At 73.3% G+C, this 24,711-nt stretch carries 24 protein-coding genes; 6 read left to right on the top strand and 18 right to left on the bottom strand.

Going from position 1 to position 24,711, the window contains the following annotated elements; translation table 11 throughout:
• Positions 1 to 12 precede the first annotated feature (12 nt).
• Complete coding sequence (locus ACNAVT_RS05050) at positions 13 to 585, top strand: GNAT family N-acetyltransferase (RefSeq protein WP_416293260.1); 573 nt, start codon at positions 13 to 15, stop codon at positions 583 to 585.
• Between the two features lie 59 nt (positions 586 to 644).
• Here ACNAVT_RS05050 and ACNAVT_RS05045 read toward each other — a convergent pair whose 3' ends face one another.
• The 4 genes from ACNAVT_RS05045 to ACNAVT_RS05030 all read right to left on the bottom strand — a co-directional run bounded on the left by ACNAVT_RS05045 (position 645) and on the right by ACNAVT_RS05030 (position 4,969).
• Positions 645 to 1,532, bottom strand: a complete 888-nt coding sequence (locus tag ACNAVT_RS05045) for a carbohydrate ABC transporter permease (protein WP_416293258.1) — start codon at positions 1,530 to 1,532, stop codon at positions 645 to 647.
• 1 nt (position 1,533) lies between these two features.
• Positions 1,534 to 2,655 (bottom strand): carbohydrate ABC transporter permease, encoded by a 1,122-nt coding sequence (locus ACNAVT_RS05040; RefSeq protein WP_416293256.1) that lies wholly within the window; start codon positions 2,653 to 2,655, stop codon positions 1,534 to 1,536.
• Positions 2,656 to 2,718: 63 nt separating this feature from the next.
• Positions 2,719 to 3,966, bottom strand: coding sequence for a sugar ABC transporter substrate-binding protein (locus ACNAVT_RS05035; RefSeq protein WP_416293254.1), 1,248 nt, complete (start codon positions 3,964 to 3,966; stop codon positions 2,719 to 2,721).
• Between the two features lie 25 nt (positions 3,967 to 3,991).
• Entirely contained in the window at positions 3,992 to 4,969 is a 978-nt protein-coding gene (locus ACNAVT_RS05030; RefSeq protein WP_416293252.1) for a LacI family DNA-binding transcriptional regulator, read from the bottom strand.
• A gap of 171 nt (positions 4,970 to 5,140) precedes the next feature.
• Between ACNAVT_RS05030 and ACNAVT_RS05025 the strand changes: the two genes are divergently transcribed.
• Entirely contained in the window at positions 5,141 to 7,258 is a 2,118-nt protein-coding gene (locus ACNAVT_RS05025) for a glycogen debranching N-terminal domain-containing protein (RefSeq protein WP_416293250.1), read from the top strand.
• Between the two features lie 91 nt (positions 7,259 to 7,349).
• Here ACNAVT_RS05025 and ACNAVT_RS05020 read toward each other — a convergent pair whose 3' ends face one another.
• From ACNAVT_RS05020 to truB, 7 genes are all read right to left on the bottom strand, one after another.
• On the bottom strand, positions 7,350 to 7,826 hold the full coding sequence (locus ACNAVT_RS05020; protein ID WP_416293249.1) for a GNAT family N-acetyltransferase: 477 nt from the start codon (positions 7,824 to 7,826) through the stop codon (positions 7,350 to 7,352).
• A 92-nt stretch (positions 7,827 to 7,918) separates the two neighbouring features.
• Positions 7,919 to 8,692, bottom strand: coding sequence for a 4-hydroxy-tetrahydrodipicolinate reductase (dapB, locus tag ACNAVT_RS05015; protein ID WP_416293245.1), 774 nt, complete (start codon positions 8,690 to 8,692; stop codon positions 7,919 to 7,921).
• Between the two features lie 47 nt (positions 8,693 to 8,739).
• Complete coding sequence (locus ACNAVT_RS05010; RefSeq protein WP_416293243.1) at positions 8,740 to 10,113, bottom strand: M16 family metallopeptidase; 1,374 nt, start codon at positions 10,111 to 10,113, stop codon at positions 8,740 to 8,742.
• Between the two features lie 191 nt (positions 10,114 to 10,304).
• Positions 10,305 to 12,671 carry a polyribonucleotide nucleotidyltransferase gene (locus ACNAVT_RS05005; protein WP_416293241.1) on the bottom strand — a complete coding sequence of 789 codons (2,367 nt, stop codon included), beginning with the start codon at positions 12,669 to 12,671 and terminating at the stop codon, positions 10,305 to 10,307.
• Positions 12,672 to 12,890: 219 nt separating this feature from the next.
• Positions 12,891 to 13,160 (bottom strand): 30S ribosomal protein S15, encoded by a 270-nt coding sequence (rpsO, locus tag ACNAVT_RS05000; RefSeq protein WP_416293239.1) that lies wholly within the window; start codon positions 13,158 to 13,160, stop codon positions 12,891 to 12,893.
• A gap of 217 nt (positions 13,161 to 13,377) precedes the next feature.
• Complete coding sequence (locus tag ACNAVT_RS04995) at positions 13,378 to 14,304, bottom strand: bifunctional riboflavin kinase/FAD synthetase (RefSeq protein ID WP_416293237.1); 927 nt, start codon at positions 14,302 to 14,304, stop codon at positions 13,378 to 13,380.
• 44 nt (positions 14,305 to 14,348) lie between these two features.
• Positions 14,349 to 15,233 carry a tRNA pseudouridine(55) synthase TruB gene (gene truB / locus ACNAVT_RS04990; RefSeq protein WP_416293235.1) on the bottom strand — a complete coding sequence of 295 codons (885 nt, stop codon included), beginning with the start codon at positions 15,231 to 15,233 and terminating at the stop codon, positions 14,349 to 14,351.
• A 113-nt stretch (positions 15,234 to 15,346) separates the two neighbouring features.
• Between truB and ACNAVT_RS04985 the strand changes: the two genes are divergently transcribed.
• From ACNAVT_RS04985 to ACNAVT_RS04970, 4 genes are all read left to right on the top strand, one after another.
• Entirely contained in the window at positions 15,347 to 16,351 is a 1,005-nt protein-coding gene (locus ACNAVT_RS04985) for a hypothetical protein (protein WP_416293233.1), read from the top strand.
• 86 nt (positions 16,352 to 16,437) lie between these two features.
• Positions 16,438 to 17,439: a hypothetical protein gene (locus ACNAVT_RS04980; RefSeq protein WP_416293231.1), complete on the top strand. Its 1,002-nt coding sequence runs from the start codon at positions 16,438 to 16,440 to the stop codon at positions 17,437 to 17,439.
• 80 nt (positions 17,440 to 17,519) lie between these two features.
• A complete protein-coding gene (locus tag ACNAVT_RS04975) occupies positions 17,520 to 17,819 on the top strand; it encodes a hypothetical protein (protein WP_416293229.1) in 300 nt (99 codons plus the stop codon).
• Positions 17,820 to 17,901: 82 nt separating this feature from the next.
• A complete protein-coding gene (locus tag ACNAVT_RS04970) occupies positions 17,902 to 18,831 on the top strand; it encodes a hypothetical protein (RefSeq protein ID WP_416293227.1) in 930 nt (309 codons plus the stop codon).
• A gap of 3 nt (positions 18,832 to 18,834) precedes the next feature.
• Here ACNAVT_RS04970 and ACNAVT_RS04965 read toward each other — a convergent pair whose 3' ends face one another.
• The 7 genes from ACNAVT_RS04965 to ACNAVT_RS04935 all read right to left on the bottom strand — a co-directional run bounded on the left by ACNAVT_RS04965 (position 18,835) and on the right by ACNAVT_RS04935 (position 24,653).
• A complete protein-coding gene (locus ACNAVT_RS04965; RefSeq protein WP_416293225.1) occupies positions 18,835 to 20,160 on the bottom strand; it encodes an MATE family efflux transporter in 1,326 nt (441 codons plus the stop codon).
• A gap of 664 nt (positions 20,161 to 20,824) precedes the next feature.
• Positions 20,825 to 21,034, bottom strand: coding sequence for a DUF6186 family protein (locus ACNAVT_RS04960; protein WP_181572704.1), 210 nt, complete (start codon positions 21,032 to 21,034; stop codon positions 20,825 to 20,827).
• A complete protein-coding gene (locus ACNAVT_RS04955; RefSeq protein ID WP_416293223.1) occupies positions 21,034 to 21,441 on the bottom strand; it encodes a hypothetical protein in 408 nt (135 codons plus the stop codon). Before ACNAVT_RS04955 ends, ACNAVT_RS04960 begins: the two co-directional genes overlap by 1 nt.
• A gap of 65 nt (positions 21,442 to 21,506) precedes the next feature.
• Positions 21,507 to 22,484 (bottom strand): DHH family phosphoesterase, encoded by a 978-nt coding sequence (locus tag ACNAVT_RS04950; RefSeq protein WP_416293221.1) that lies wholly within the window; start codon positions 22,482 to 22,484, stop codon positions 21,507 to 21,509.
• A 64-nt stretch (positions 22,485 to 22,548) separates the two neighbouring features.
• Positions 22,549 to 23,025, bottom strand: coding sequence for a 30S ribosome-binding factor RbfA (gene rbfA / locus ACNAVT_RS04945; protein ID WP_416293219.1), 477 nt, complete (start codon positions 23,023 to 23,025; stop codon positions 22,549 to 22,551).
• 178 nt (positions 23,026 to 23,203) lie between these two features.
• Positions 23,204 to 23,497, bottom strand: coding sequence for a DUF503 domain-containing protein (locus ACNAVT_RS04940; RefSeq protein WP_416293217.1), 294 nt, complete (start codon positions 23,495 to 23,497; stop codon positions 23,204 to 23,206).
• A gap of 34 nt (positions 23,498 to 23,531) precedes the next feature.
• On the bottom strand, positions 23,532 to 24,653 hold the full coding sequence (locus tag ACNAVT_RS04935) for a TRM11 family SAM-dependent methyltransferase (RefSeq protein WP_416293215.1): 1,122 nt from the start codon (positions 24,651 to 24,653) through the stop codon (positions 23,532 to 23,534).
• Between the last annotated feature and the right edge of the window lie 58 nt (positions 24,654 to 24,711).

The raw sequence follows: 24,711 nt of genomic DNA, 5'->3' as shown, positions 1-24,711 counted from the left end.
GGCTCACGTGCCATGGCTCTCGGGTACGTCCGCCCCGCGCGTCCGGAAGACGCCGGCGAGATCGCACGCATCCAGCTCGCAACCTGGCGGGTCGCGTATCGCCGGATCCTGCCCCGGCACGTGCTCGACAACCTGGACGAGGCGTACCTCGCCCGGCGGTGGAGCGCGGCGGTGCAGGAGCCGCCTTCGAGCGCGCACCGTGTGCTGGTCGCCGTCGAACAGGCCGAACAATCGTATCTGGTGGGGTTCGTGGCATCCGGCCCGGCCGACGCCGAGGCGCTCGCGCCGGGCGAGCCGGTCGACGCGCTCGGCGACGGGGTGGCGGCGGTGACCGACCTGCTGGTCGAGCCGCGCTGGGGTCGGCGCGGGCACGGCAGCCGACTGCTCTCGGCGACCGTGGAGCACTGGCGGTCCGACGGCTTCAGCCGCGCGGTGGCCTGGGCGTTCGACGGGGACGCGGCGACCCGGAAGTTCCTCGCCTCGACCGGCTGGGAGCCGGACGGTGCCGCCCGGGCGCTGGACGTCGACGACATGCTGGTCCCCCAGCTCCGCCTGCACGTCGCGGTGCCCACCGAGCCGGCCTGAGGGCGCGCGCCGGCGCGGCCGGCGGTCCCGGCACAGGGGCGGGACCGCCGGCGCCCGGCTCAGCCCTTCTCGGCGGCGTCGTTGGCGCCCCGCACGAAATACCGCTGGAAGGTCGCGAAGAGGATCGCCACCGGGATGGTGGCCAGCAGGGCCGCGCCGAGCTTGAGCGGATACTGGGTGCCCTTGCCGAGCGACCCGCTGACCAGGTCGGCCAGGCCCCGGGGCAGGGTGAACAGGTCCGGGCTCTGGACGGAGACCAGGCTGTGCGGGAACTCGTTCCAGGAGCCCTGGAACGACAGGATGGTCAGCGTGATCAGCGCGGGTCTGGCCATCGGCAGCACCACCGACCAGAAGGTGCGGAAGACGCCGGCCCCGTCGATCCGGGCCGCCTCCTCGACGCTGGCCGGGACCGACTCGAAGAACTGCTTCATGATGAAGACCCCGGCCGCGTCGGCGAGCAGCGGCACCACCAGGCCCGCGTAGCTGTCGTAGAGGCCGAGCTGCTTGAGCACCAGGAACTTCGGGATCAGCAGCACCACGCCGGGCACCGCCATCACCGCGATGACCGCGGCGAAGAGCCCGGACCGGCCGCGGAAGCGCAGCCGGGCCAGCGCGTAGCCGGCGAGCGAGTCGAAGAAGACCCGGCCGAGCGTGACCAGCACCGTGACCAGCAGCGAGTTGCCGAGCCACAGCGGGAAGTTGGTGCCGGCGAAGATCCGCTCGAAGCCGGCCAGCGAGAGCGGGTCGGGCACCGGGGAGAGCGGGTTCGCCGCAGCGTCCGGCTCGGTCTTGAACGAGTTGCCGAGCTGGATGACGAACGGGTAGAGAAAGACCAGCCCGAAGAAGATCAGGACCGCGTACCCCAGGAAGCGGTTGACCTGGGCGCGGGGCCCACGGCCGCCGCGGCGCGCGACGGGCGCCGCCGGCCGGTCGGTCAGCACGGCCATGTCAGGACCCTTCCGGTACGCGTCGCCGCCACCACCGGCCGCGCCGGGGCTCGTCCCGGTCGGCCATCACGCGGCGTTGGACCAGGGTGAGCACGATGATGATCAGGAACAGCACGAACGAGATCGCCGCGCCGGAACCGTAGTCGAAGTCCCGGAACGCGGTGCGGTACGACAGGTACGCCGGCGTCAGCGTGGTCTTGGCCGGGTCGCCCTGGCTCATCACGTACACTTGGTCGAAGACCTGCCAGGAGCCGATCACGCCGAGGGTGAGCACCAGGAAGGTGGTCGGCTTGATCATCGGCAGGGTGACGTAGCGGAACCGCTGCCAGCGGCTCGCCCCGTCGAGGGTGCTGGCCTCGTCCAGCGCCTCCGGCACGTTCTGCAACGCGGCGAGGAACATCAGCATGAACGTGCCCGAGGTGGTCCAGATCACCAGGCAGATGATCGAGGTCATGGCGACGCTCGGCCCGGAGAGCCAGTCCCACCAGGTCAGCCCCAACGGGCCGCCGGAGGTGAGCGCGGCGGGCGGGGAGTCCACCCCGAACACGCCGAGCAGCAGGTGCAGCACGCCGCGGGAGTCGGCGAACCATTCCGGCCCGCCGATGCCGAACAGGCCGAGCAGCTTGTTGACCGCGCCGGAGTTGGCGAACAGGAACAGGAACACCACGCTGATCGCCACCGAGCTGGTGACCGAGGGGAAGTAGAAGGCGCTGCGGAAGAAGCCCTTCCCCTTGAGCATCCGGTTGTTCACGACCAGCGCGAGGCCGAGGGCGAGCACGGTCTGCACCGGCACCACGATCCCCACGTAGTACATGTTGTTGCGGACGCTGGTCATGAAGTCCCGGCGGGCGAGCCCGTCCTCGGTGAACAGCCGGGTGTAGTTGTGCCCGCCGACGAACGGCACGTCCTGGGTGAACGGGCTGCCCTGGCCGTTCCAGTCGGTGAGGCTCACCCAGAGCGCCATCAGGATCGGCAGCAGCATGAAGAGCCCGAGGATCACGATCACCGGCGCGACGAAGAGCCAGCCGGCGATGTTCTCGTTGCCCCGAACGCCGCTGCGGCGGCGGCCGCGCGGCGGGCCGGCCGGCGTGGTGGCCGGGGCGGCGAGCGCCTCCGTTGCCATCTCCCCTCCCTTTGCTGGGAGCCGACGCGGAGGGGCCCGCATCGCGGGCCCCTCCGGTCATGCTCAGCCGCCGAGCGCCGCCTTGGCGTTCTTGTCGAAGTCTCCCAGGATGGTCTTCGGGTCGCCGTTGGCCAGGCCCTGCAGGCCGGCCTCGAGGTCCCGCAGGACGCTGTCCATCTTCGGGGCGTTCACCGGGCCCTGGGCGTACGCGGCGCCGTCGATGAACGGCTTGTCCGCCGGGAACTCGCCGGTGTACTGGTCACGGACGGACTGCCGGGACGGCATCACGCCGAACGCCTTGGCGAAGGCGATCTGCTGGTCGCCGGCGGTCATCGCCTCGACGAACTTGATCGCCTGGTCCTTGTACTTGGACTTGGCGGCGACGCCCCAGCACTGGGTGAAGGAGAGGGTGCCCTGGCCCTTCGGGCCGGCCGGCAGCGGGACGACCTTGTACTTCATGTTCGGGAAGTCGTTCTGCAGGGCGCCCTTGATCCAGTTGCCCTCGATGGTCATCACGGCCTTGCCCTTGCCGAACGCCTCACCGGACCAGCCGGCGTCGAGCTGCTTCGGGAACTTCGCGTAGCCGTTGGTGAGCAGGGACTTCACGTACTCGAGGGCCTGGACGTTCTCCGGGGTGTCCGCAGTCGGCTGCTTGCCGTCCTTGCTCATCAGCCAGCCGCCGTTCTGCACCAGGAAGGCGCCGATCCGGTCGCGGGTGTCGCCCAGGGCGAGCGCCACCAGGCCCTTCGCCTTGATCTTCTGGCTGGTGGCGGTGAGCTGGTCCCAGGTGGTCGGCACGTCGGCGTCGGTCAGGCCGGCCTTCGCCCACAGGTCGGTGTTGATCTCCAGGGCGAGGGTGGAGAAGTCCTTCGGCGCGCAGTAGAGCTTGCCGTCGTAGGTGAACGTGTTGCGCAGGCTCTCGTAGAAGTCGTCCTTGTTGTTGACCTTGTCGCCGTACGGCTCCAGCGCGCCCACGCTCGCGTAGTCGGCGAAGCGGCTCGCGTCCACGTAGAAGACGTCCGGCGGGGTGCCGCCGGCGAGGGCCTGGCCGAGCTGCTGGGTCAGGTCCTGGGCCGGGGTGACGGTGGCGGTGTTGCCGGAGGCGGAGGCCCACTTGGCGGCGGCGTCCTGCACGGCCTTGGTCTCCGCGTCACCGGAGGAGCCGATCATGATCTGCAGGTTGGCCGGGCCGGTGGACTGCTTGGCGTCCTTGCCCGAGTCGTCGAAACCGCTGCCGCAGGCGGCGGAGCCGAACAGGGCGGCGGCGGCGAAGCCGGCCACCGCAGCCCGGGTGAGCGTGCGAGGTGTCATGTGATTCTCCTGATGGGGATGGGGGTCACGCGGTGTGCCGGAGCACGAGCGTGGGGCTGAGCAACGCATGAGGTTCGGTGGGCTGGCCGGCGAGCACGCCGGTGAGCAGCTCGACGCAGCGGGCGGCAGCCGCCTCGAGCGGCTGACTGACGCTGGTGAGCCCGATCGCGGCGGCCACGGGGGTGTCGTCGAAGCCGACGACCGCGACCGGCGCCGTCGCGTCGCGGACGGCCCGGAGTGCGCCGAGGGCGAGCGAGTCGCTGACGCAGACCACCGCCGTCGGCGGTTCGTCGGCGGCGAGCAGGTCGCGCATCTCCCGCTCGCCGTGGTCGATACCGTCCTCGGTCTCCCGATCGGGTGCGGTCCCGTCGAACCCGGCAGCCGCCATGACCGTACGCCACCCGGAGCGCCGGTCGTCGCCGACGCCGGAGCCCGCCGGCCAGCCGATGAAGGCGATCCGGCGATGACCGGCGTCGAGGAGCCGCCGGGTGGCCTGGGCGGTGCCGGCGGCGCCGTCGACGTCGACCCAGGGGTGGGCGTCCGGGGCGTCCCACGGCCGACCGAAGGTGACGAACGCCACCTGCCGCTCGGCCAGCCAGGCGGTGCGCGGGTCGCCGTGGTCCGTGCCGGTGAGCACGAACCCGTCCAGGTCGTACGCCCCGAGCAGGTCGTCGTACGTGGCGATCTCGTGGTCGTCGTCACGGGCGGTGTAGAGCATGATCCGGTAGCCGGCGGCGTCGGCGGTCTCGGTGAGACCGTGCAGGAACCGGTCGAGCACCGAGCCGTTGATGCCGTCCCGGGTGGGCTCGATACGGGCCGCGATGAGACGGGACCGGCCGGTCCGCATCTGCCGGGCCGCCTGGCTGGCCCGGTAGCCGAGCGCGGTGATCGCCTCCTGCACCCGGCGCCGGGTCTCCTCGCGGACGATGTGCGGCGCGTTGAGCACGTTGGAGACCGTCTGCCGGCTGACCCGGGCGTGCCGGGCCACCGTCGCGATGGTCACCTTTTCAGACACAAAATCCCTCTCGCCGGCTTGAACGTTCCAACCCCGATGGGGCAGGATTGGATCGTTCAAGTTTCTGGAATGTTTCGCACTTTGCACTGGCCGAAGGCATCTGTCAAGACGTCAGGTCGCCGCACCACAGAACCATCGATCAGCACCAGGAGTCCCCCCTTGTCCGAACGCCACCTGCAACCCCTGCTGCACGACCTGGTCGGAGTGCTCTTCGCCCCCACCAGCGCGCTGGGCGACGCGGCCGGTCAGATCCGCCCAGCCGGCGTCCAGGGTGTCTTCCACGCGGACGCCCGGGTGCTCTCCCGGGCCGAACTGCGCGTCGACGACCAGGAGCCGGAGGCGCTGACCCACGGCCCGGACGGGCCGCACGGAGCCCGCTTCGTCGCGCTGGCCCGCTGGCTCGGCGATCCCGGCCCCGACCCGACCGTGCGGATCGACCGGACCCGACAGGCCGGACCGCGAGGCGTCACCGAGGAGCTACGGGTCGCCTCCACCGCCTCGGTTCCGGTCCGCGCCACGGTCAGCGTCGACCTCGCCTGCGACCTCGCCCCGATCGAGGTGGTCAAGTCCGGCGCGAGCGCGCCACAGCTGGAGGCGAAGGCCGGCGAGCCCGGCCGGATCGAGTGGGCCGCCGAGGGAACCACCGTGACCGTGACCGGCGAGGCCGCCGTCGTGGACGCCACCGGCGACCGCGCTCTCGCGCCCCGGCTCAGCTGGCCGGTCGAGCTGGCTCCCGGCGCGACCGTCACGCTGCGCTGGCGGCTCACCGTCACCGACCCGAGGGCGGTGGTGGTCGCCCCGCCGGCCGGCCCGGAATGGTCCGTCCCGGAGGTACGCGCCGACGACCGCCGCCTGGTCCGGCTGCTCGACCGCTCCCTGGCCGACCTGCGCGGGCTGCGGCTGGCCGAGCCCGCCAACCCCGAGGACGTCTTCCTCGGCGCCGGCGTGCCCTGGTTCCTCACCCTGTTCGGCCGGGACAGCCTGTGGGCCGCCCGGATGATGCTGCCGCTCGGCACCGAGCTGGCCGCCGGCACGCTGCGCGTCCTCGCCCGCCGGCAGGGCGCCCGGGTCGACGTGAACACCGGCGAGGCACCCGGCAAGATCCTGCACGAGCTGCGCCGACACGAGTTCGCCCTGCCCGCCCACGAGCTACGGCTGCCGCCCGCGTACTACGGCACGGTGGACGCCACCATGCTCTGGGTCGGCCTGCTGCACGACGCCTGGCGCTGGGGGCTTCCCGCCGACCAGGTCGAGCCCCTGCTCCCGCACCTGGAGGCGGCGCTCGGCTGGCTCGGCGACCACGCCGACGCCGACGGCGACGGCTTCGTCGAGTACATCGACACCACCGGCCGGGGTCTGGCCAACCAGGGCTGGAAGGACTCCGGCGACGCGGTCCGCTTCCGCGACGGCCGGCTGGCCAAGCCGCCCATCGTGCTGGCCGAGGTGCAGGGGTACGCGTACCAGGCGGCGATGCACGGCGCCGACCTGCTCGACGCGTTCGGCCGCCCCGGGGCCGACCGCTGGCGCGGGTACGCCGACGAGCTCGCCCGCCGTTTCCGGGCCGCGTTCTGGGTCGACGGCCGGTACGGCCCCCAGCCCGCGCTCGCGCTGGACCGGGACAAGCGCCCGGTGGACTCGCTGACCAGCAACATCGGCCACCTGCTCGGCACCGGGCTGCTCTCGGACGGCGAGTCGGCGCAGGTGGCGGCGCTGCTGTCGACCGAGGCGCTGGCCGGCGGCTTCGGGCTGCGCACCATGTCCACCGACGACGCCGGGTTCAGCCCGCTGTCGTACCACTGCGGGACGGTGTGGGCGCACGACACCGCGATCGTGCTCGGCGGGCTGGCCCGGGCCGGCTTCGCCGACGCCGCGCTCCGCCTCGCCGACGGCCTGCTCGACGCCGCCGAGGCGTTCGACTACCGCCTTCCCGAGCTGCACGGCGGCGACGACCGCGGGCTCGGCCGTCCGGTGCCGTACCCGGCGTCGTGTCGTCCGCAGGCCTGGTCGGCGGCGGCCGCGGTGGCGCTGCTCCAGGCCGGTGTCGGCCTCTACCCCGACGTGCCGGCCGGCCAGGTGGAGGTGCGCCCCCTCGCCGGCCCCGAGTTGGGCGCGCTCGACGCCAGCGGCCTCCGGGTCGCCGGCACCCCGGTCACCGTCCAGGTCGACGGCTCCGGCCACCCCGTCCTCACCGGCCTCCCCGCCGGCCTGACCTCGACCGTCACGCCGCGCATCCCCACCCAACGCCCGACCCCCGACACCCCGGCCCGCACTCGCTGACCGCCCGCCCACCCTCGGTCGATCATGAAGTTGTCGTCGGGACAGCCGGTGCCGGCGACAGCAACTTCATGATCGACGAGGGCCGGCGGGTTCAGGCGGGCTTGGGCGGGGTGAGTTCGGCGACCACTTCGTCGTCCTCCATGCCGCCCGTGGGGTGGAAGCCGAGAGAGCGGTAGAGGGTGGCGGCGGGGACGTTGTCCGGGTGGTAGCTCAGCCGGATCGGCTGGCCCGCCGTGGCCAGCCAGTCGGCGAGGGTACGCACGGCGGCCCGGCCCACGCCCCGGTCCTGCTCGGCGGCGTCGATCACCATCCCGCCGATCCAGCGGGAACCGTCGTCGTCCACGCCCCACATGAGGTGCCCGACGACCGTCTCGTCCGCGTACACCGCCAGCGAGGTCCAGACGTCCGAGTGCATGGTCAGCAGCAGGTAGCGGGCGGCCAGGGCGGCCACCCAGGCGCGCTGGTCGTCGCGGGGCGCGACGTCCGCCACGGCTCGCCAGTTGTCGTCGTCGACCGGCCGCAGGGTCACCCCTCGGCCGGCACGGTCGTGCAGCCCGGAATTGATCATGCAGGTGACCCTAGGCGCGTGCCGGTGAAACGACGACCCAATTCCGCGCCGGCCAGCGGTCACGTGGCTGCCCGGAGGTCGGGTGAGGCGGCTCAGTCGAGCAGGGCGTCCAGGCCGACGGTGAGGCCCGGCCGGCGGCGTACCTCGCGCACACCGAGCAGCACGCCGGGCATGAAGGAGGCCCGGTCGTACGAGTCGTGCCGGATGGTCAGCGTCTCGCCGGTGGTGCCGAACAGCACCTCCTGATGGGCGACCAGACCGGTGGCGCGGACGGCGTGGACGCGCACCCCGTCGATCTCGGCGCCGCGCGCACCCGGCACCTCGTCCTTGGTGGCGTCCGGCGCGGGGCCGAGACCCGCCTCGGCACGAGCCTGGGCGATCAGGCGCGCGGTGTGCGTGGCGGTGCCGCTGGGGGCGTCCAGCTTGCGCGGATGGTGCTGCTCGATGATCTCGACCGACTCGAAGTGCCGGGCCGCGCGGGCGGCGAACTGCATCATCAGCACCGCGCCGATGCCGAAGTTGGGGGCGATCACCACGCCCACGCCGGGCTTGCGCGCCAGCCAGCCGCGGACCCGGTCGAGGCGCTGCTCGGTGAAGCCCGTGGTGCCGACCACCAGGTTGATGCCCTGGTCGATGCACCAGTGCAGGTTGTCCATGACGACGTCCGGGGTGGTGAAGTCGACGACCACGTCGGCGCCGGCGTCGGAGGCGGCGAACAGCCCGTCCCCCTGGTCGATCATCGCCACCAGATCCATGTCGGGGGCCGTGTCGACCGCCTTGCAGACCTCCATGCCCATCCGGCCGCGCGCGCCCAGCACGCCGACCCGGATCGGCTCGGCCAGGTACTCCTGCTGCTCGTCAGTCACGGGGCACAACCTATCCCAATCGGGACGCGGTCACCCGGCGGGACCGCTCAGCGGGACGCCGCGAAGGCGGACTCGTCGAAGGGGCCGACCACCGCGAGGGACATCGGCCGGCCGAGCAGGTCGGCGGCGAGGCCGTTCACGTCGTCCAGGGTCACCGCGTCGACCCTCCTGAGCAGCTCGTCCACGGGCATCAGGTTGCCGTAGAGCAGCTCGCCCTTGGCCAGCCGGCTCATCCGGGAACCCGTGTCCTCCAGGCCGAGGACGAAGGAGCCCTTGCTCATCCCCTTGCCCCGGGCGAGCTCGGCCTCGGTGATCCCCTCGGCGGCCACCCGGTGCAGCTCGGCCCGGGTCAACTCCAGCACCTCGTCCACCTTGCCCGGCGCGCACCCGGCGTAGACGGCGAACAGGCCGCTGTCGGCGTACTGGCTGGCGTACGAGTAGACCGAGTAGGCCAGGCCGCGCTGCTCGCGGATCTCCTGGAACAGCCGGCTCGACATGCCGCCGCCGAGGACGTTGTTGAGCACCCCGAGGGCGAAGCGCCGCTCGTCGATGCGGTCGATGCCCGGGCAGCCGAGGATCACGTGCGCCTGCTCGGTCTCCTTCGGCTCGACCAGGGTGGCGGCCGGCTTCGTGCGTACCGCCGGGGAGGCCGGGCGGTACGGGGCCGGCACCGCCGGGTCGGTGTCCAGCGGGGTGCCGCGCAGCGCCTGCCGGACCAGCTTGACCACGGCGGCGTGGTCGAGGTTGCCGGCGGCCGCGATGACGATCTGCGGCGCGGCGTACCGGCGGCGGTAGAAGCTCTGGATCTGCCGGCGGGTCATCGGGGTGACCGTCTCCTCGGTGCCGGAGATCAGCCGGCCCAGGGGATGGTCGCCGTAGACGGCGCGGGCGAACAGGTCGTGCACCTCGTCGCCGGGTTCGTCGTCGTGCATGGCGATCTCTTCGAGGATCACGCCGCGCTCGGTCTCCACGTCGGCGTCGTTGAGCACCGAGTCGGCGACCAGGTCGCACATGACGTCGATGGCCAGCGGCAGGTCCTCGTCCAGCACGCGAGCGTAGTAGCAGGTGTATTCCTTGGTGGTGAAGGCGTTGGTCTCGCCGCCCACCGCCTCGATCGACGAGGAGATCTCCAACGCGCTGCGCTTGCGGGTGCCCTTGAAGAGCAGGTGCTCCAGGAAGTGCGCGGCGCCGCCCTGCGGCCCGGTCTCGTCGCGGGAGCCGACGGCCACCCAGATGCCGAACGAGACGCTGCGCATCGCCGGGATCGCCTCGGTCAGCACGCGCAACCCGCTGGGGAGCACGGTACGGCGTACGGTGCCGCCCAGCGGGTCGTCGCTGAGCGTGCGGGTGACCGCCCGGGTCGATCCACCGGCCGAGCGGGTGCCCCCGGTGGCGTGCCGGGCCACGCCGGACGGCACCACCCCCCGTCGATCCGCAGGAAAAGACGAACGCCGGGTCCGGCTCACGAAAAACCTGCTCTCAGTTCGACGAGGGGTGGGTGGTGCGGTGCGGTGCTCACGACCGACGGCTCCAAGTCGGGCGCGACGTCAGAGGCGCCGAGCTGGAGCCGTCGGAGGCCGGGCGACGCCGCACGTCGCCCGGCCGTCGTGGATCAGCTGTGCCGGGTCCGGCGACGCGGGCGGGACTCGCCGCCGCCCTCGCCGCCCTCGCCGCCCTCGCCCCGCTCCGGGCCGCGGCTGCCGCGCTCGCGGTCGCCCCGGTCGCGCGGGCCACGGTCGCCGCGGTCCCGGCCGGCCGGGCGCTCGCCACCGGCGGCCTCCTCGGCGGCCGGCGCCTCGGCGCCCTCCGGGCGGACCTTGTCCAGGTAGATCTTGCCGCGCTGGTCGATGTCGGCGATCTCCACCTCGACCTTGTCGCCGACGTTGAGGAAGTCCTCGACCTTCTCGACCCGCTTGCCGTCGCCCACCTTGGAGATGTGCAGCAGGCCGTCGCGACCCGGGAGCAGCGAAATGAAGGCGCCGAACGCGGCGGTCTTCACCACGGTGCCGAGGAACCGGTCGCCGACCTTCGGCAGGGTCGGGTTGGCGATCGCGTTGATCCGCTCGACCGCGGCCTGGGCCGACGGGCCGTTGGTCGCGCCGACGTAGATCGTGCCGTCGTCCTCGATGGAGATCTCGGCGCCGGTCTCGTCCTGGATGGCGTTGATGGTCTGACCCTTCGGGCCGATCACCATGCCGATCTTGTCGACCGGGATCTTGACGGTGGTGACCCGCGGCGCGTAGTCGCTCATCGCGGCCGGGGCCTCGATCGCGGACTGCATCACGTCGAGGATGGTCTGCCGGGCCTCGTGCGCCTGCTGGAGCGCGGCGGCCAGCACGTCCGACGGGATGCCGTCGAGCTTGGTGTCGAGCTGGAGCGCGGTGACGAAGTCCCGGGTGCCGGCGACCTTGAAGTCCATGTCACCGAACGCGTCCTCGGCACCGAGGATGTCGGTCAGCGTCACGTACTGGGTCTTGCCCTCGACCTCGTCGGAGATGAGGCCCATGGCGATGCCGGCGACCGGCGCCTTGAGCGGCACACCGGCCGACAGCAGGCCGAGCGTCGAGGCACAGACCGAACCCATCGAGGTGGAGCCGTTGGAGCCGAGCGCCTCGGAGACCTGCCGGATGGCGTACGGGAACTCCTCGCGGGAGGGCAGCACCGGGATGAGCGCCCGCTCCGCCAGGGCGCCGTGGCCGATCTCGCGCCGCTTCGGCGAGCCGACCCGGCCGGTCTCGCCGGTGGAGTACGGCGGGAAGTTGTAGTTGTGCATGTAGCGCTTGGACTTCTCCGGCGAGAGGGTGTCCAGCGACTGCTCCATGCGCAGCATGTTCAGCGTGGTGACGCCCAGGATCTGGGTCTCCCCGCGCTCGAACAGCGCCGAGCCGTGCACCCGCGGCAGCACGCCGACCTCGGCGGTCAGCGGACGGATGTCGCGCGGGCCACGGCCGTCGATGCGGACCTGCTCGCGCAGCACCCGGCTGCGGACCTCGGACTTGGTCAGCGAGCGGAACGCGGCGCTCAGCTCCTTCTCGCGGCCCTCGAAGCGCGGGCCGAGCTCCTCGACGACCTTGGCCTTGACCCGGTCGAGGGCCTCCTCGCGGTCGTGCTTGCCGGCGATCTTCAGGGCCTCGGCGACCTCGGCGCGGGCCACCTCGGCGACCGCCTCGTACGCGTCGTCCTGGTAGTCCAGGAAGATCGGGAACTCGGCGACCGGCTTGGCGGCCACGTCGGCCAGCTCGCTCTGCGCCCGGCACAGCTCCCGGATGGCCGGCTTGGCGGCCTCCAGGCCGCTGGCGACGACCTCCTCGGTCGGGGCGGCGGCGCCGCCGGCGACCAGCTTCACGGTGTGGTCGGTGGCCTCGGCCTCGACCATCATGATCGCGACGTCGCCGTCCGGCAGGGCCCGGCCGGCCACCACCATGTCGAAGGTGGCCCGCTCCAGCTCCTCGTACGTCGGGAAGGCGACCCACTGGCCGTCGACGTGCGCCATCCGGGTGGCCCCGATCGGGCCGGAGAACGGCAGGCCGGAGAGCTTGGTCGACATCGAGGCGGCGTTGATCGCCACGACGTCGTACGGGTGCTGCGGGTCGAGCGCCAGGACGGTCTCGACGACCTGGACCTCGTTGCGCAGGCCCTTGACGAAGGACGGGCGCAGCGGCCGGTCGATCAGCCGGCAGGTGAGGATCGCGTCCTCGCTGGGCCGGCCCTCGCGGCGGAAGAACGAGCCGGGGATGCGGCCCGCGGCGTACATCCGCTCCTCGACGTCCACGGTCAGCGGGAAGAAGTCGAACTGCTCCCGCGGCTGCTTGCCGGCCGTGGTGGCGGAGAGGACGACCGTCTCGCCCAGCTGGGCGATGACGGAGCCGGCGGCCTGACGGGCCAGCCGGCCGGTGGAGAAGGTGACCTCGCGGGTGCCGAACGATCCGTTGTCGATCGTGGCGGTGCGGGATTCGGAGCCGAGTCGATTCTCGGTCATGGTGCGGCAATGCTCCTTCGCATCGGGGGCCCACGACGCGGGAGCTGCTCGGACGGCCGGTCTTCGATCGAAGCGCCCGGGTGACCGGCGGATGCCGGGGTGCCCGGGGGCCACTACCGGAGACCGGTACGCCGACCGGCTCCCTCTGGGTGGTCGCGTGGCCCGGTTCTTCTGTGGTACCGGAACGGGGGAGCGGCCGAAGGCCACTCCCCCGTCAGGTCACCGGCGCAGACCGAGCCGCTCGATGAGCGACCGGTAGCGGTTGATGTCCTTCTTCTGGACGTAGTTGAGCAGCCGACGGCGACGGCCGACCAGCAGCAGCAGCCCACGGCGGCTGTGGTGGTCGTGCTTGTGCACCTTCAGGTGCTCGGTGAGCTCGGCGATCCGCTTGGTGAGGACCGCGACCTGCACCTCCGGCGAACCGGTGTCGCCCTCGACGGTCGCGTACTCCGCGCGGATCTTTGCCTTGGCCTGCTGGTCGAGCGCCATGTTCTCCCTGTTCTTGGGTCGTTCGATGAGGTCCGTCGGATCGGTCGGAGTGACCGGGGAACGGACCGGTTCCTCGCACCCGCGGCGTCGTGCAGGCACGCGAGGCCCCACGTCGGTCAGCCGACGTCCCTGCCAGACTACCAGCCCGGCCGGCCACCACCCGGTGAAGGGCCGTGTGGCGGGCGCCCGAGCCGGCCAGAGCCCCGGTCGGCGGGGCTCAGTCGAGCGCCCGGCGGGTCCGCTCGACGTCCTCGGCGATCTGGGCGAGCAACGGCTCGATCGAGTCGTACGTCCGTTGTTCCCGCAGGTGCGCGACGAAGTCCAGGGCCACCCGCTCGCCGTACAGGTCGCCGGCGAAGTCGAGCGCGTACGCCTCCACCCGGCGCTCCCGACCGGAGAAGGTCGGGTTGGTGCCGATGGAGACGGCCGCCGCGAGGGGCTCCCGCCCGCGGCGCACCAGCCGGGCGGCGTACACCCCGTCGGCGGGGACCGCCGCATGGCGGTGACAGAGCAGGTTGGCGGTGGGGTAGCCCAGCTCACGTCCGCGCTGGTCACCGCGGACCACCACGCCCTCGACCCGGTGCGGGCGCCCGAGCGCGGCGGCCGCCGCGGCCACGTCGCCCGCGTCGACGCAGGAGCGGATGTACGTGGAGGAGAAGATCGTCCCCGCCTCGGCGACCAGCGGGGCGCCCTCCACCCCGAAGCCGAAGGTGCGGCCCAGCCGCTCCAGCAGGGCCACGTCACCGGCCGCCTTGTGCCCGAACCGGAAGTTGTCGCCGACCACCACCAGCGCGGCGTGCAGGTGCTCGACCAGGATGTCGTGCACGAACGCCTCGGCCGGCAGCCGGGAGAACTCCGGGGTGAACGGCACCACGCAGAGCACGTCGGCGCCGAGCGCCTCGATCAGCTCCGCCTTGCGGGCCGGTTCGGTGAGCACCGCAGGATGCGAGCCGGGACGGACCACCTCGGCCGGGTGCGGGTCGAAGGTCACCACCACCGACTTGAAGCCCCGCTCACGGGCGTGCGCGACGGCGTGGCCGATGGTGGCCTGGTGTCCCTTGTGTACCCCGTCGAAGACGCCGATGGTGACCACCGAGCGCCCCCAGCCCCCGGGCGCCGCCTCGTACCCCCGCCACCGTTGCATATGCCGATCCTCCCCTGCTCACCCACGCGCTCGCGCCGCCGTTGTCAGGCCGGGGCGAGCACGATCTCCGCGCGGGCCCGCCCGTCCCGCTCGCTGACGATAGCGATCAACCCGCCGTCCGGTCCGAAGACGGCGTACGGGCCGGCGATGCCGGCCGCGTCGAGCGGGCCGCCGTGGGAGAGGATCTTCGCCTCGTCGCCGGTGGCGTCCCGGCGCGGGAAGAACCGGTCGGCGGCCGCGGCCAAGGGCAGGTTGACCACGTCGGGGGCGCGCTGCTCCAGCGTGTCGAGGGTGGCCGCCTCGGCCAGGGTGAAGCCGCCCACGGCGGTGCGGCGCAGCGCGGTCAGGTGGCCGCCGACCCCGAGCGCCAGGCCCGCGTCCCGGGCGATGGCCCGGATGTACGTCCCGGACGAGCAGGTCACGTCCACGTCCACGTCCACCACGTCCGGGGTGTCCCGGCGGACCGCCAGGACATCCAGCCGGGAGATGGTGACCCGACGGGCGGGCAGTTCGACGCTCTCCCCCTCGCGGACCCGCTTGTACGCCCGCTGGCCGTTGATCTTGATGGCGCTGACCGCGCTCGGCACCTGGTCGATCTCGCCGGTCAGCGCGGCGAGCGCGGCACGGACCGCCTCGTCGGTGACCGCACCCGCCGGGGTGGTGGCGATCACGTCGCCCTCGGCGTCGTCGGTGACGGTGGCCTGGCCCAGCCGGATCGTCGCGGTGTAGCTCTTGCCGGCGCCGATCACATAGGTGAGCAGGCGGGTGGCCCGCCCCACCCCGATCACCAGCACGCCGGTCGCCATCGGGTCCAGCGTGCCACCGTGCCCCACCCGCCGGGTACGCGCCAGCCGCCGGATCCGCGCCACCACGTCGTGCGACGTCATGCCGCCGGGCTTGTCGACCACGATCAGACCGTCTGTGCTCACGACGGCCAAGCCTGCCAGACCACGGTGATCGCACGTGCGGGGGATACCGCGCTGATCGATGGGGGTGCCAAGATCATGCGCCCCTCGCCCCACTCCTGCCCCGGGAACGCACGATGAGCAGCGACGACCTCACCCCCGAGCCACCGCGGATCGACCGCCCCTCTTCCGGTGGCCCGGAGGAGATCCCCGAGTGGGTGCGCCAGCTCGAGCGGGAGATCCGGGTCGGCCCGGCCGTCCGGCTCCGCATCTGGTTCGGCCGGCACGCCCGGAAGCTGCGCGTCGGCGTCGCCGCGCTGCTGGCGATCGCGCTGCTGGCGTACCTCGGCACGGTCGGCTACCGGTACGCCCGACGTCCGGCCGAGCAGCCCCGGGCGTACCCGACGGTGAGCCCACCCGCCGGGATCCAGGCGACCACGTCGGCCTCGCCGCCCCCGGCCCCCGGCCCGTTCGACGGCACCCCCGCGGCGGCATTCCCCGAGGGGGCGGCCGGGATCACCCTGCCCCCGGCGCGGGCGACCGGCGGCTTCACGGCGAAGCAGGTGTCCGACGCGCTCACGAAGATCCGCGCCACGCTGGTGACCGCCCGGCTGGACCACGCGTTCCTGACGTCGAAGGACCCGGAGCGGCTGGTCCGGCAGTTCGCCCCGGACCATCGGCCCGCCATCCGCGACGACTTCCGCACCGGCGCGTTCGCGCACTTCGCCACCCGGCTCGCGCCGGGGGCCCGGCTGCTGCCGGGCCAGCCCCGGGTGAAGGGCCGAATCACCTACCGGGCGGTCCGCGACGACACCGGGGTCCGGGTGCTGGAGGTGACCACCAACTTCGTCTGGGCGTACCCCTTCCACCAGCCGCACGTGGCGCCCGGCGACGGGGTGGCGGTTGTGCACGACACCCTGGTCTGGCGGGTGCCGCATCCCGCCGACGTGCGCTCCAGCGCCCGCGGCCTCTGGTTCGGCGGCATGCGCTCGTACGGCGCGAACATCGACTGCGCCGCCTTCGACAAGGGGCTGCTCGACGTCGGCAAGTGGCGCGACCCGGGGCCGGTCGCCACGCCCACGGTGGACCCCGACTCCCTGTACGACCCGGACCGTTCGCTGGACATCCCCGACACCTGCTGATCCGCCGCACGGCCGGCTCCCGACCGGCAGTGCGCTGGCGCGCGCCGACACGACCATCCGCCACCCCCTGACACCTGGAAACCGAGATGACCTATCACCCACCGACCCCCGAACCCCGCCGCCCCGACCAGCCCTACCCGCCCGACGAGGGGCTGAGGACGGTCCCCGAGTGGCTCCGCCAACCGGCCGTGGAGGCCGAGCCGGACCGTGCCGACCGGCTGCGGATCTGGCTGAGCGGGCACTCCGCCAAGGTGCTCGGCGGCGCTGCGGCCCTGCTGCTGCTCGCCTTCTTCGGGCTGGTCGGCACGGCCGGCTACCGGTCCTTCCAGCGCTGGGGTGAACCGCCTGCGGCGCACCCGACCATCAGCCAGCCGGTCGGGGAGCAGGCCAGCACGTCGGCGTCGCCGCCCTCGTCGGGCGGCCCGTTCGACGGCACCCCGGCCGCCGCGTTCCCCGAGGGCGTGGCGGGGATCGCCGTTCCCGCCGCGAAGCGGACCAGCCCGTTCACCGAGCAGCAGGTGGCGGCCGCGCTGGCGAAGGTCCGGAAGGCCCTGGTGACGGCCCGATTGGACCGCAAGTTCATCAGCTCGAAGGACCCCGAACAGCTCATCAGGCAGTTCGCCCCGGACGCCCGCGCCGACCTGCGCAAGGACTTCACCTCCGACTCCTTCGCCACGTACGCCACCCGGCTGGCGCCCGGCGCGCGGATCACCGCCGACGAGCCCCGGGTGAAGGGACGGATCAGCTACCGGGCCACGAAGGACGCCCACGGCATCCGGATCCTGGAGGTCACCAGCAACTTCGTCTGGGCGTACGCCTTCAGGTCCAGCGACATCCTGCCGGGCGGCGGGGTGGTCGTGGTGCACGACACGGTGGTCTGGAGCGTGCCCCACCCCGACGACGTGGATCGCGGTTCGAACGGGCTGTGGATCGAGGAGGCGAACTCGTACGCCTCCAACATCGACTGCGCGGCCTTCGACAAGGGCCTGCTCGACGTCGGTACGCCCAGCTACGGCGGGCCCGAGGACCCGGACCCCGACGCGGTCTTCGACCCCGACCGCACCCTGGACATCCCGGACACCTGCTGAATCGAGCCCGGAGCGGGGTCGCGCCCGCGCCGTCCGTACGGCAGACTCCCCAAACCCCCTCGCACCCCCCGGAGTCCACTTTGACCAACCCGCCGCCGTCTCACCAGCACCGCGCCCGGGTCGACCTGCCCGACTGGATGCGCAACCCGGAGCCGCCGCGCCGCACCCTCGGCCGCCGCCTCTCCGAAGTCGTCGACGGGGTCCCGGCCCTGCGGGCGGCGCGGCACCGGCTGTGGGCGTGGCGGGACCGGAGCCGGTTCAGCGAGCGGCACCCGGCGATCTCCGCGATCGTGTCGTTCTTCGTCGTCGCGCTGGTGGCCACGTGCCTGGTGGTCGGGACCCTCTATCTGCTCTACCGGATCACCCACGATCGGCCCTGAGCCGGCCGGAAACCGGGCAGCGGTGGGCGGCCCGGATGCGAAGATCACCGCGCCACCCCCCGCCGCACCCCAGGGACGCCTGATGACCACCGAGGAACCGACCACCCCGCCCGCCGACGCCGACCGGTACGCCGTAGCGACCCGCGGCGACTCCGTCCGGTTGCCCAGCTGGATGAGCGGTCAGGACGCGACCGAGCCGCTCACCCGCGGGGAGCGCGCCCGGCTGGCCTGGGCCCGGCACCGCGGGAAGCTCCTGGTCGGCTTCGTCATCCTGCTGCTGCTGGCGCTCGTCACCGGCACGGTGGTCCTCGGGCGCCTTACGGTCGACCGGATCCGCACCGGCACTCAGCCCTCGGCCTCCCCGGTGCCGAGCAGCCAGATCGGCGAGCCCCGGGACCTCTTCGCCGAGGGCCCCGCCGCAGACTTCGCGGTCGGCGAGGCCGCGATCGTCCTGCCGCCGGTCGCCGCAGCGGAACCGTTCTCCGCCGCAGAGGTGCGCGCCGCCCTGACCCAGGTCCGGAAGGCGCTGGTGGAGGCCCGTATCGACCTGTCCATGCAGCTCGGGGACCCGGAGCCGTTCCTCGCTCTCCTCGCGCCGGCCACCCGCGGCGAACGCGCCAGAGACTTCGAGGACTACACCTTCCTGCACTACGCCACCCGGATCGACTCCCGCGGCCCGCGGTCGGACGAGGTCCGTGCGAAGGGGGCGATGAGTTACCGGGCCACGACCAACGACGAGGGGATCCAGGTGCTGGAGATCACTACGGAGTACGTCTGGGTCTACGCGTTCGACATTCCCCGCACGACTCCCGACGGGGCAGGTCTGGCAGCGATCCGCGACAAGGTGGTCTGGCAGGTTCCCCAGGCGGCCTCGGTGCCGGCTACGGAGCGCGGGCTCTGGCTGACCTCGGCGGAGGCGGGCACGAGCAACGTGGAGTGCTCCAGGCTCACCGAGGGCTACCTCACCGTGCAGCCGTGGATGGGCGGCCCGGGCTCGTTCAAGCCCTGCTGACCCTCAGCGGACCGCGCCGACCACCGCCCAGCCGCCGGAGCGCAGCCGCAGCAGCAGCGCGACCAGCCGGAGCACCACGAACAGCGTCAGCCCGGCCCAGATGCCGCCCAGCCCGAGGTCGAGCCCGTAGGCCAGCCAGATGGCCGGCAGGAAGCCACCCAGCGCCGCCACGATGGTCAGGTTGCGCAGGTAGCGGACGTCCCCGGCACCGATCAGCACGCCGTCGAGGGCGAAGACCACCCCACCGATCGGCTGGAGCGCGACGAACCACGGCCAGGCGAGCATCGCCTGGTCGCGTACCTGCGGATCGGCGCTGAACCAGGACGGCACCAGGCCGGCGCCGGCGGCGATGAGCACCGCGAAGGCCACGCCGCAGGCCCCGCCGAGCAGGGCGATCCGGCGGGCCAGGGCGCGGGCGCCGGCCGCGTCGCCGGCGCCGAGCGCCGCGCCGATCAGCGCCTGCGCGGCGATCGCGAGGGCGTCCAGCACCAGCGCGGTGAAGAACCACAGCTGCACGGCGATCTGGTGGGCGCCGACTGCGGCGGCCCCGAACCGGGCGGCCACGGCGGTGGCGGACAGGAAGCTCGCCTGAAAGGCGACCCCCCGGACGAGCAGGTCGCGGCTGAGCACGAGCTGCTGGCGGATCAGCCGCGGCCGGGGGCGCAGGGAGATCCGCTCGCGCATCAGCGCCGCCGCGAAGAGGCCGCCGGAGATGGTCTGCGCGATCGCGTTCGCCACCGCCGAGCCGACCAGGCCGAGCCCGGCCGGGTAGACCAGCAGCGGGCAGAGCAGCGCCGAGAGCAGGTTGGGGGCGAGCACGAACAGCAGCGGGCGACGGGTGTCCTGGACGCCGCGCAGCCAGCCGTTGCCGGCGGCGGCCAGCAGCAGGCCGGGCGCGCCGAGCGCCGCGATCCGCAGCCAGCCGGCGGCGGCGTCGGCCACCTCGCCGGGGCCGCCGACGAGGGTACGCGCGAGCCACCCACCGCCGACCTGCATGGCGAGCGCCACCAGCACGCCGACGGCCAGGGCGAGCCAGGACGCCTGGACGCCCTCGGCCACCGCCGCGGCCCGGTCCCCCGAGCCGAACCGCCGGGCGGACCGCCCCGTGGTGCCGTACGCCACGACGGTGCCGAGCCAGGCGGTCAGGGTCAGCACCGTGCCGCCGACGGCGAGCGCGGCGAGCGGGACGCGGCCCAGGTGGCCGACCACCGCCGTGTCGACCAGGACGTAGAGCGGCTCGGCGGCGAGCACCACGAGGGCCGGCAGGGCGAGCGCGGCGATCCGGCGGGGCGAGGCGGCGCCGGTGGCGGGGGCGGTGAGCTGACTCATCGCGGCCGATCCTGACACGCGGCAAGTAAGGATCGCAACCCCAGGCGTCGCTTACCTGGAACCGCCGGCGGGGGCCTTGGTGGTGGTCAGGGGGTGGGGAGGGTGGAGAGCCAGTGGCGGGCGTCCCGGCGGGCGCGCGCGACGGCGCGGCGGTGACGTCGTGGCTACGGCGTCACCGTCGCACGGGCACCGTCACTGACGGGTGTCCATCGAGGTCTGCAGCGCGCGGCGCATCTGCTCGCGCGCCTCGTCGGTGGTGGTCTCGGTCTGCGGCTTGTGCTTGGTCGCCATGGGAGTTCCCTTCCAGGGTGCGGACCACCGGCGCGCGGCGGTCCTACGGGCGTGCGACAACTCCAGCTCGGCGCGTCTGACGCCGCGCCGCTACGACAGCTTCAGCTCGGCGCGTCTGACACCGCGCCGCGACCTGAAGCCGTCGCTGGAGCCGTCGGCTGCTGGGCGCCGGGCGGCGGTCCGGGATCACCGGAGCGGCTCGCCTGGCAGCGTGAGCCCGGGTCGGTCTGACCCTGGAGGGAGGCGGCACCGGGTGTGGCGCCACCGCCCGTGACCAGCGCCGAAGCACCGGTCCGCACCCAAATTAACGTTCACTTCCCCGGCTGGCCCACTGTTCCCGGGATGCGGACGCCAAGGGGGGACGGCCCGGGGGTCAGCGGGCCAGGAAGTGCCAGCCGAGCCACCACCAGAAGCCGAACAGGCCGATCCGCCCGACCGGCACCGGGCCGACCTCGTAGCGCATCACGAACGCGCAGACGTCGGCGAGCGACGGGATCCGGGAGCCCTCTCGCCGGGCGGCCCACTCGACGGCCGCGAAGAGCAGCAGCGCGGTCAGGAAACCGCCGATCGCCAGCGCGCGCATCATCGGCGGACCAGCCCCCAGAACGCGGCCAGCCAGGCGAACCAGGCCGCGGAGCGGACCAGGTGATCCTCCAGCAGCGGGTCGGCCAGCCGGGAGAAGGTGGGGAACTCGTCCCCGACGGACAGCACGAAGGTCGCCCCTTCGAAGATCCCGAAGACGGTGACCGGCAGCAACCACCAGACCGCGCCGGACGGCAACCGGCGCGGCGTGGGTCGCCGGGGCATCCGGTTGCTCAGGCCGATCCAGATCAACGCGCCACCCGTGCCCAGGGTGTAGAGGTTGGCCTGGGCGGAGAAGGAGGGGAACTGGCCACCGACCAGGGAGAGGCAGATCAGCACCGGCACGGAGACGACCGGGCGGTCCCAGGCTCGGGGCGCCTCGGCGGTGAGCTCTCGGGAATGATCCATCACCCGATTGTCCCCACCGTCACCGACGGCGGGAAGCCCACCACGCCCCGGAGTCGACCCTGATATCAGGCCGTCGGCACCGCACTGGCCAGCTCGGCGCGGATCCGGTCCACCACCTCGTCGACCGTGCCCCGCCCGGTGAACCCGGCCGCGAACCGGTGCCCGCCGCCACCGAGCGCCATCGCCACCCGGCTCACGTCCACCGCACCCTTGCTGCGCAGCGAGACCGCCCACTCGGCGGGGGCGACCTGCTTGACCACGCAGCTCACGTCCGCCTCGACGGTGCAGCGCACCGAGTCGATCAGCGCCTCCAGCACGTACGCCGGCTGGCCGTACCGGGCCAGGTCGTCCAGAGTGGCGTACGCCCAGACGAGCCCACGCCCCGCGGCGGCGGCCGGTTCCAGCCGGGCCCGGCCCAGCACCTCGCCGAAGAGCCGGACCGCGCCGAACGGCCGGGTGTCGAAGATCCGCCGGGAGATGTCCCCGGGACGGATGCCGGTGGCCAGCAACCGGGCCGCCATCCGGTGCACCGCGGGCGTGGTGGCCTCGAACCGGAACGAGCCGGTGTCCGTGCTCAACGCGACGTACAGGCAGGCGGCGATCTCCGCGTCCAGCGGCACGCCGAGCCGGTCCAGCAGCTCCTCGGCGACCACCGAGGTGGCCGCCGCGTGCGGGTCGACCAGGTGGATGCCGCCGAACCGGGTGTTCGAGGCGTGGTGGTCCAGCACCAGCGCGGCCCCGGCCTTGTCCAGCCGGTCGACCAGGTCACCCAGCCGGGACTCACTCGCCGCGTCGAAGCAGATCACCAGGTCCGGATCCGGATACGCGTCGTCCTGCGGCACCAGCAGATCGAGCCCGGGCAGCCAGCGGAACGGCTCGGGCACCACCGGCGGCCCGGGAAAGGTCGCCTGGAGCTGCCGTACGCCACACCGGCGCAGGCCCAGCCCGAAGCCGAGCATGCTGCCCAGCGCGTCGCCGTCGGGGTTGACGTGGCAGACCAGCAGCACCCGCGCGTCGGCGGGGAGCTCGCGGAGCGCCGCCACGGCGGCCGCCCAGTCGGTGTCGGTGGGGCCGGCACCGGCCGGCGTACCGCCCTCGACGGGATCGTCACCGGTGGTCGCCGCCGCGCGGCTCGTCGTCCCCGGTCTCCTCGACGTCCGAGTCCTCCTCGTCCACCCGGTACGGCTGCGCCTCGCCCGCGTACTGCGCGTTGGCCGCCAGCCGCTGCACCTCGGCATCGGCGTTGCGGGCCGCCGCGAGCAGGTCGTCGATGTGCTTGACCTGGTCCTGCACGTCGTCCAGGACGAAGGTCAGGGTCGGCGAGTGGCGCAGCCCGAGCGCCTTTCCGACCGTGCTGCGCAGCATGCCCTTGGCGCTCTCCAGCGCGGCGGCAGTGCTGGCCTGGGCCGCCGCGTCGCCCAGCACGGTGTAGAAGACGGTGGCGTCGCGCAGATCGGCGGTGATCCGGGCGTCGGTGATGGTGATCATCCCGAGCCGGGGGTCCTTGATCTGGCTCCGCACCACCGACGCGACCAGTTCACGGATGCGCTCCGCGTGCCGGCGTACCTTGGCCGGATCCGTCATGTCCCCCACCTCCAGGGCTTCCCGCTCCCGGCCGGAGACGACGGCGCGGGGCGCCGCCGGGCCCGACCGCCCAACATCTCGAACACTACCCGCGTGATCGGGGCCGCCGCGCGGGGCCGCCGGTGGCGACCACCGCGCTGGCATCGGCCCGCGGCGCCGGTCCGGACGGGCCGGACAGTCAGTCGTTCTCGCCGTGCAGCCGGCGGCGGACCGACAGCAGCTCGGCCTCGGGCCGGCCGGCCACCAGGCGCTCGCACGAGTCGAGCACCTCGCGGACGTGCGACGCCTCGGCGGCCACCACGGCCACCCCGATCTCGGCCCGGCCGTGCAGGTCGAGCGCCCCGACCTCGGCGGCCGACACCTCGAACTTGCGCAGCGCGGCGACGATCGGCCGGACGTACGACCGCTTGATCTTCAGGGACCGGGAGTCACCCGGCAGCAACAGGTCGAAATGAGCGGTTCCCGTGTACACGGCGAGCAACGGTACGCCCGCGCCGCCGCCCGGGTCACCCGGTTTCCGCCGACGGCTCCAGCGACGGCTTCAGGGCGTGGCGCGGTGCTGGACGCGCCGAGTCGGAGTCGTCGCCAGGCGCGACCGCCACCAGCACGTCCCGGTCGATCGCCTGGTCGACGCGGTGCGCCAGGTCCCGGTAGCCCGGCCCGTCCACCACCCGGAGGCCGGCCCCGGCCAGCACCGCCTCGGCGGCCGCCCGGGGCGCCACCAGGGTGTTCCAGGACAGCCCCAGCGCCCCACCCGGGCGCAGCAGCTCCCGCCACACCGGCACGGCTGCGGTGAGCAGCTCCAGGGGGCTACGGGACAGCCCCGGCCCGGTGCGGCTGCCGTGCGCCACCCCGTACGGCGCGTCGGTCACGATCAGGTCGGCGCAGCGCGGGCGCAGCACCTCGCGGGCCCGGGTGGTGTCGGTGTGCAGCACGGTGACCCGCTGGGTCGCCCCGGCCCGGTGCTCGTCACGCGACGGCGCGAGCACCGCCTCGAACCGCCGGGCGACCAGCCGGCGATCCCGGCGTACCGGCACCGTCTCGGCGGTGTGCTTGAGCCGCTTGCGGCGCAGCCAGGTACGCAGGAACGCCGCGTACGCGTCCACGTCCTTGCCATCGTGCTCGACGCCGATGCCGTCGTAGCCGTACATCAGCGCCTGGTTGAGCGTGGTGCCCCGGCCGCAGAGCGGATCGAGCACCACCAGCTGCCGGTCCAGCATGCCGACGGCGGAGGCGGAGGCCAGCAGGGTGACGTTGAGCAGCAGGCGGGTGAACTGCTCGTTGGTCTTGCCGGCGTACTTCGGGATGGTGATCAGGTCCGAGTCGTACCGGGCCAGCGGGTGCAGCGGCACCGGCCGGAGCAGGTCGTCGTCCACCCGCGCGAAGAGCGCGTACGCCGCCGAGAGGTTCGCCAGGTACGCCAGGTCCCGCGCGCCCAGCCCCGGCTCGGGCGCGGTGAAGGTCAGGTACTCCACCCCGCCGATCCGCTCCACCGCGACGTCGGCGGGCGCCGCGTCGAGCACCCCCGAGCCGGCGAAGGCCGCCAGTTCGGCGCGGGCCAGTCGGCCGGCCGCGTCGGCGTAGACCCGGTTGGCGGAGGGGGCGAGGAGCAGTGCGTACCTGAGCACGCGGGAGATTGTCGCAGCCCACGCAGACGGCGACGGCCGGGGCCCAGGGCCCCGGCCG

It is taken from the genome of Micromonospora sp. SL4-19 (assembly GCF_047921475.1).
Lineage (GTDB): Bacteria > Actinomycetota > Actinomycetes > Mycobacteriales > Micromonosporaceae > Micromonospora.
Note: the sequence above shows the minus strand (reverse complement) of the source record. Positions and strands in the feature narration are given on the sequence as shown.